This window comes from Flavobacterium anhuiense (genome assembly GCF_004151235.1).
Lineage (GTDB): Bacteria > Bacteroidota > Bacteroidia > Flavobacteriales > Flavobacteriaceae > Flavobacterium > Flavobacterium anhuiense_A.
Map to the genome: position 1 here is coordinate 193705 of NZ_JUIV01000008.1, position 7498 is coordinate 201202.

The window sequence follows — 7498 nt, forward strand, 5'->3', positions numbered from 1 at the left end:
TTTTAAATTAATAGTTCTAATTCTCTGATGCTAAATTACTTATGTATTACATGAAAAAGCACAACTGTATTTTCTGATTTCTATGCTATATTCTCATTTACGAAACCGTTATAGGTTAAATCTTGAATTATTTTTAACGTTTTTGTTAATTCAGTTATTATTTTTTAATGTTTTACTTGTTTTTAAATTTACAATGGTTTAAGGATTTATTTACAAAAAACAATATGAATTTAACCGCAAAGAGTGCTAAGATTTAGCGCAAAGCACGCTAAGAATTATTACACGAGAAGTTTATAAAAACGCAAAGTTCGCAAAGCTTTGTGAAAAAACTTTGTGAACTTTGCGTTCCCGATAGCTATTGGGATTGTGTCTTTGCGGTAAAAATTCTTGTTGTAAAAAAAAAAACAGCTCAGTAACCACAAAGAGCTGTTTTTAAAACTTTTGAAAGTTTTTAAACTTACTAACTATCTAACCTCACTTTATACTTATGAAAAGCATAAACTTTTTTAGCGTGCTGCCACGCTTGTATTTTTAGCGAAACCTGCTTTATAAACCGAAGAAACTGCTTTTTGAGATAAAACAGAAGAATCGTCAGTTATTGTGATTTCGTATTTTGCTTTTTTTGCATCGTTTTCTACTTCTAAGAAGTAAGTTCCTTCTGGAAATTCTTCTAAGCTGAAAGTTCTTAAAATTCCATCTTTACCTGAAGCGGTTTCAGAATAAATTAGAGATCCGTCTTTGTCATAAATAGCTAAATAGGCTTTTTGTGTTTGGTTAAGACCAAAAGTGATCATTTTGCCATTAGCTTTAATAACGTGCAGGTTAAAATCTGCTGTTCCATCAATTGCATAAGTGCTTATTCCTGTGAAAAGCAACGCTGCTACTAAACTCAATCTAATAATCTTTTTCATGGTATTTAGTTTTTAAATTAATAGTTCTAATTCTCTGATGCTAAATTACTTCAGTTGTAAGTAAAAAAACAATACTATATTTGCCAATTTCGATGCTATATTCTCATTTACGAAACCGTTATATGTTAAAATTTGATTTATTTTTTACTGTTTTGGTTGATTTGGTTATTATTTTTCAACTTTTTTGATGGTTTTTAATTTGCAATATTATAACGGTTTCTTTAAAAAATGTAGGAATTTTTGAAAGATGCTAAGGTTCTGAGATACTAAGAATCTAAGTTTTTTTGGATGATGTGTTTAACTGCAAGGGCGCAAAGATTTTTACTTAAGATTGTGAATACAAACGCAAAGTTCGCAAAGCTTTATCGAAAAAAACTTTGCGAACTTTGCGTTCCCGATTGCTATCGGGATTGTGTCTTTGCGGTAAAAAAAACTTTACTGTTAAGAAAGTATAAAGCAAAAAAAAACGGCTCAGTAACCACAAAGAGCCGTTTTTAAAACTTTTGAAAGTTTTTAACTTACTAACTATCTAACCTCACTTTTTATACTGTATTAGAGTATAAAGTTTTAAGTGCCGTGAAGAATTGCACTTAACGTTTATATTTTCTTAGTTAACAGAAACTGTTCCTTTTGAAGACAAAACAGAACTATTAGCGTTAACAATAATATCGTATTTTACTTTTTTGAAGCTGTCAGCAACTTCTAAAATATATTTTCCTTCTGGAAACTGTTCTAAACTGAAAGTTCTTAAGATTCCGTCTTTACCAGAAGCGGTTTCAGTATAGATTAATTCACCATTATCATCATATATACTAATAACTGCTTTTTGTAATTGATTAATTCCAAAAGCAATTACCTTGCCATTTCCTTTTAATACATGAAGATTTAACGTTTCATTTCCATCAATTGCATAAGTACTCATTCCTGTTAGAAGTACTGCACATACTAAACTTAATTTCATAATCTTTTTCATATTCTATAGTATTAAATTTTTTTCGTTCATTTCTCTGAGGCAAAGTTATAGCAGCATGTGTGTTATTTTAACATCTATATTTTCCAATTTATATGCTATATTCTCATTTACGAAACCGTTATAGGTTAAAATTTGATTTAAATCTTATGTTTTTGTTAATTTGATTGTTATTCTTCAAAGTTTTTCGAAAACTTAATACTTCTTAAAATTTCCATCTTTCTTACAATTTTTAACATATTGGTATAAAATCTAGTTTTAAATGGGATAAATAGAAAAAAAGTGAGGAAAAAAAATAAGACCCTAAAAAAAAGCCGATTTTGATATAAATTTTTCAGTACTAAGAACGTTATTTTAATGTGAAATTCGCATTTACGAAACCGTTGTAGGTTAAAATTTAAATTATTTTAGGTGATTTTGTTAAATTTGCTATTATTTTTTAAAGAAATTATCATGAAGACTATTGCCCCAGCTCTAGAAGTGATAACTAACTCATACGGAAGTTCTTTTACCTACACTAAGCACGCCGAAAAGACCAATAGCAAAGCTCATTTATGGCATTATCATCCAGAAATTGAGTTGGTTTATATAAATGGCGGGGCTGGAAAAAGACAAATAGGAAGCCATGTTTCTTATTATACCAATGGTAGTTTACTTTTAATAGGAGCTAATTTACCGCATTGCGGTTTTACAAATGAGCAGACAGGAAATACAAATGAAACTGTTATTCATATAAAACCTGAATTTTTAGGAAGCGATTTTTTTGTTGCTCCCGAAATGAAAAAAGTTCAGAATATATTAAAACAAGCTAAAGGTGGAATCGCTTTTGGTGGTGAAACGAAAAAACGTATTGGAGAAAAAATTGAAATGATGGAAAATGAACCGCCATTTCAAAGATTAATGACTCTTTTGACTGTTTTAGACGAACTAGAATCAGCTGAAGAATATACCATTTTAAATGCAGACGGATTTACGATGGAACTTCAGACTCAGGACAATGATCGTATGAATGTGGTTTTCAATTTTGTGAAAGATCATTTTCAGGAATCTATTTCTATAGATGAGGTTTCTAGTTTGGTTAGCATGACAACGCCTTCTTTTTGTCGTTATTTCAAGAAAATTTCAAACAAAACATTTACTGAGTTTGTAAATGAATATCGTTTAGTGCATGCTTCAAAGCTTTTGGCAGAACAGCCTATAAGTATTAATGAGGTTTGTTACGAAAGCGGTTTTAATAATTTCAGCCACTTCAGCAAATCGTTTAAACAATATACAGGTAAAAGCGCTTCGCAATACCGTCACGAGCATAAGATAATAATTAGCTGATTTTTTTAGTTAAATTTTTTTAGCCACGAATTCACGAATTAATATTAATAAAATTAATAAAATTAATAAAATTCGTGAATTCGTGGCTATCTTTTTTAAGTGCAAGAAGAGGTCGGATTTTTCATATATTTTATTCTGAAAAAAGGTATATTTACAAACCCTAATCAGAAAAAAAAATTAAAATGAAGAAATTTAAAATGCTATTGTCTGCATTTTTGCTTTGTCTTACCACCATGACATACGCTGCAAAAGTAGACACACTTCAAATTGCCAGCACTGCAATGGGAAAAACCTATAAAGTAGCGGTAGTTTTGCCCAATTCTTATGCTAAAAGCAAAACCACTTTTCCGGTTATGTATCTGTTGCATGGCGCATACGGACATTTTAGCGACTGGCTAAAAAATACTCCAAACAAGAAACTGGTTCACAATCTTGCAGATCAATATAATATGATAATCGTAATGCCGGAAGGCGAGACGTTTAGTTTTTATATTGATAGTCCTGTAAATAAAGAAAGTCAGTTTGAGACTTTTATTACGCAGGAAGTAATTCAGAAAGTAGATAAAACGTACCGAACAATTGCCAATAAAGGCGGAAGAGTAATCACGGGGCTTTCAATGGGGGGTCATGGCGCTTTGTATTTATCAGCCAGACATCCCGATTTGTTTTGTGCAGCTGGAAGTATGAGCGGTGCCGTAGATATGAGTACAATGCTTAACAGAGATTCGTCTGCTCAAATTGTCAAATTAATGCAGCCTGTTTTTGGCGATAAAAGCGGAAATACTGAATTGTATGAGCAAAATTCTGTTTTAAGAATGGCAGATAAACTAAAAGCGAACAAGTTGCCACTAATAATAGATTGCGGTGTAGATGATTTTTTAATTGAACCCAATAGAGAGTTACACAGAAGATTAGTTTATAACAAAGTCGACCACGATTATACAGAACGTCCAGGAGCTCATACATGGGATTATTGGGAAAACTCGCTTCCGTATCATGCATTATTTTTTAGTAAAATTTTGTTTAAAACTAAAACAAAGTAATTACGAAATTCATATTTTTTAATCAACATGCGTGTTATTGTGTTGTTTTGCTAATATGTTTTTTAGGAAATTGACAAAAAAGACCTTTTATTTTTGAAAAATGAAAGGTCTTTTTTTTATTTGAAAAAGCGCTTCGTACTACTTTTCTTTCTTATTATGTTCCGTTCATCGATTATTTTTGAATGATATCGATTTTACTCCTTTTTAATTGAGAGCATTTAGGTTATTAACTAATTTTAACAAATGTTTATCCCCCCTGATCGTCAATGTCAGATTAATTTCTGAGGGTCAAGTCTTTTTTATAAGAGTTTTAGATTTTGTGCTTCATAACTTTTGAAGATGGTTTATTATTTACATGTAATTGCCAAATCTGCAGACTATCTGGTTTTTTGCTAATGTAATGGTATTCTAAATACTATTATTATGAAAAAAACTATTCTTTATCACATCATGATTTTACATGAATTTTGTAAAATCTTTCGTTGTTCTTTTATCGATTTAATTTTCCCAAATTTTAATTTGGCGAAAATTATTGTGCACAAAAAGTATCAATTTTATGTGATGGTACTTTTTATGCTATTTGCTTTCAATCCTTCCTTGCATTCACAAGCTATATCTGGAGCGGCTGTACAGGCTAATTTTGGTATTGATGCTGACGTTTATGCAAACAAAGAGCAATTTTTAGTTCCCCCAACGGTTTCGGGCATCTATGATGACTGGTTTTTTAGCTCTGCTTTTGCAAATGGAACCGGTCAAAATGTTATAGATCAGACTAATGCGGCGGGACTGAAAACATCAATCCAAGCTAATAATAATTTTACATTCGAAAAAAGAATGTCGAAACCCAAAAATACCATGGTTGGTAATTTTTTGTGGATTGATGCTGTTTACGGGCGTGACGGAAATTCAACTCAAAGTAACAACGACTCTAATACTTTTTCTGGAAATTCCAACAAGAACGGTGATAATCCGACTACTTGGGCTTTAGGTTCAGGTAGTATCCCTCAAAAGGATGATATTGTTGATGTTTACGGCTATTTAAGGAGAGACTTATCTCCAGCCGCATTAGCAATTAATCCTAATGGAATTTTATGGGGCTATGGAGGAGCATCTAAAATTTCTTCTGATGGGAACTCACATTTTGATTTTGAATTTTTTAGAACAGAAGTTAGCTTCAACGGTAGTGCATTAGTTGGTACAGGTAGTCAAGCAGGACATACGGCATGGACTTTTGATGCCACAGGAAAAATACTTGTTCCTGGTGACGTACTTGTTGCTATCGATTTTGAAAATGGCGGTACAAAACCACTGGGTAGTGTAAGAGTCTGGATGTCTAGTGCCGATATTGCTAATTTTAACTCAAGACCTAACAGACCATTTGATCTAACTGGTGTTTTTGACCAAGGCAATGGTGCACCTCCTTACGGATATGCCGAAATAAAAGCAAAAGGAGGAGGGATACTTACCAATGTTTTTGCAGTTGTTAATGTTACAGCAGCCACATTAGGCCCACCTTGGGGAACTTTAGAAGGTTCACAAGCTTCTTTTCAAGATAATTATAAAGCTTTGCAGTTTACAGAGTTTGGACTTAATTTGACAGCATTAGGACTGGATAGCCGAAATGTTAATCAAAGTCCTTGTTCAAATTTATTGGGTAGTCTGATAGTAAAAACAAGATCGTCATCTTCATTTACTGCAGAATTAAAAGATTTTTCAGGACCTTATCTATTTGGAAATATTACAGATGTAGCCGTAGTGGGTAATGTTAGTAATCCATTAACCTGTAATAATCCGACAGCTACTTTAACAGCAACGCCAACCCCGCCAAATGCCACTATAAAATGGTACGGACCTTCACCTGATGGCATAGCCGATGGCCCTTTTATACCAGGAAATGCTCCTGTTGTATCTGTTAAGGGAGTTTATACGGTATATGCTTATACAAATTTAGAAGGCTGTTTTGCTAAAAAAACGGTCACAGTCCTTGAAAATAAAGAACCGCCAAATGTTAATGCGGGAGAAGATAAGGCTTTAACGTGTTTAATAACATCAATAAAATTATCCGGCTCATCAAGTACGCCTAATGCGACCTATTTATGGAGTACATTGGACGGAAACATTGTATCGGGCGGTACAACGCTCACACCAACAATTGATAAGGCAGGAACATATACCTTAACAGTTACCGACCCTATAAATGGATGTAAAAAAGCAGATGACGTAGTTGTGACAAGTACTCCGCCAACGCCTATTAATATAACTTGCCCTGAAGATAATATAAAAAGTTCTTGTTTTTATGCCGATCAGGCCGCGGTTAATACTGCTTTTGATGCTTTTAAACAAAGCTTTACAGCTTCAGGAGGTAACGGAACTTTAACAATTGCAGGATTAGAGAATTTGACTCCTCCAGCTTTATGTGGAGGAACTGTAACTGTAAACTACAACGTCACTGATTCTTGCGGATTACAGAAATCATGTTCTGCCACATTTACGATCACCGCACCTTCAGCAATAACGCCTGAAGCTCCAGCAGCAGTGAATGCCTCAGCCTGCGCATATGCCGATCAGGCAGCATTGGACGCAGCTTTCGAGACATTCAAACAGGGCTTTAGCGTAAGCGGAGGCTGCGATGCGAAAGGTGAGTTTGTGGGCAGTCCGACAGCGCCAAACTTATGTCAGGGCGGAACTACAAGTGTAAGCTACATGATTACTGATAAATGCTACACTACTACAATCAGCCGAGACTTCACGATTACTGCGCCTTCAGCAGTGGTTCCTGTGTCTCCAGATCCGTTTAGTGCTTCCGCTTGTGCGTATGCCGATCAGGCAGCATTGGACGCAGCTTTCGAAACATTCAAACAGGGCTTTAGCGTAAGCGGCGGCTGTGATGCGAAAGGCGAGTTTGTGGGCAGTCCAGTAGCGCCGAAACTATGCGACGGCGGAACAGTGGCAGTGACCTATAAAGTTACCGACAAGTGCTACACTACAACCATCAGCAGAGACTTCACCATTACCGCTCCTTCAGCAGTTGTTCCTGTATCTCCGGATCCGTTTAGCGCTTCCGCTTGCGCTTATGCCGATCAGGCAGCATTGGACGCAGCTTTCGAAACCTTTAAAGCAGGCTTTAGCGTAAGCGGAGGCTGTGATGCGAAAGGGGAAATCCAAGGCAGTCCGACGGCTCCGAAACTATGCGACGGCGGAACAGTGACAGTGACCTATAAAGTTACCGACAAGTGCTACACTACAAC

Annotated in this window: 4 protein-coding genes and 1 pseudogene; 3 read left to right on the forward strand and 2 right to left on the reverse strand. The window is 34.8% G+C overall.

Going from position 1 to position 7498, the window contains the following annotated elements; all coding sequences use genetic code 11:
* Positions 1–506: 506 nt before the first annotated feature.
* Together NU08_RS12335 and NU08_RS12340 are read right to left on the reverse strand one after the other, a co-directional pair.
* On the reverse strand, positions 507–911 hold the full coding sequence (locus NU08_RS12335; RefSeq protein ID WP_008462388.1) for a secretion protein: 405 nt from the start codon (positions 909–911) through the stop codon (positions 507–509).
* A gap of 607 nt (positions 912–1518) precedes the next feature.
* Complete coding sequence (locus NU08_RS12340; RefSeq protein ID WP_129747384.1) at positions 1519–1884, reverse strand: DUF3244 domain-containing protein; 366 nt, start codon at positions 1882–1884, stop codon at positions 1519–1521.
* Positions 1885–2334: 450 nt separating this feature from the next.
* Here NU08_RS12340 and NU08_RS12345 point away from each other — a divergent pair, with 450 nt between their 5' ends.
* From NU08_RS12345 to NU08_RS12355, 3 genes and pseudogenes are all read left to right on the forward strand, one after another.
* Positions 2335–3207 carry an AraC family transcriptional regulator gene (locus NU08_RS12345; protein WP_129747386.1) on the forward strand — a complete coding sequence of 291 codons (873 nt, stop codon included), beginning with the start codon at positions 2335–2337 and terminating at the stop codon, positions 3205–3207.
* A 182-nt stretch (positions 3208–3389) separates the two neighbouring features.
* On the forward strand, positions 3390–4250 hold the full coding sequence (locus NU08_RS12350; protein ID WP_129747388.1) for an alpha/beta hydrolase: 861 nt from the start codon (positions 3390–3392) through the stop codon (positions 4248–4250).
* A 423-nt stretch (positions 4251–4673) separates the two neighbouring features.
* A pseudogene (locus NU08_RS12355) lies at positions 4674–7498 on the forward strand (immunoglobulin domain-containing protein); the annotation flags it as partial.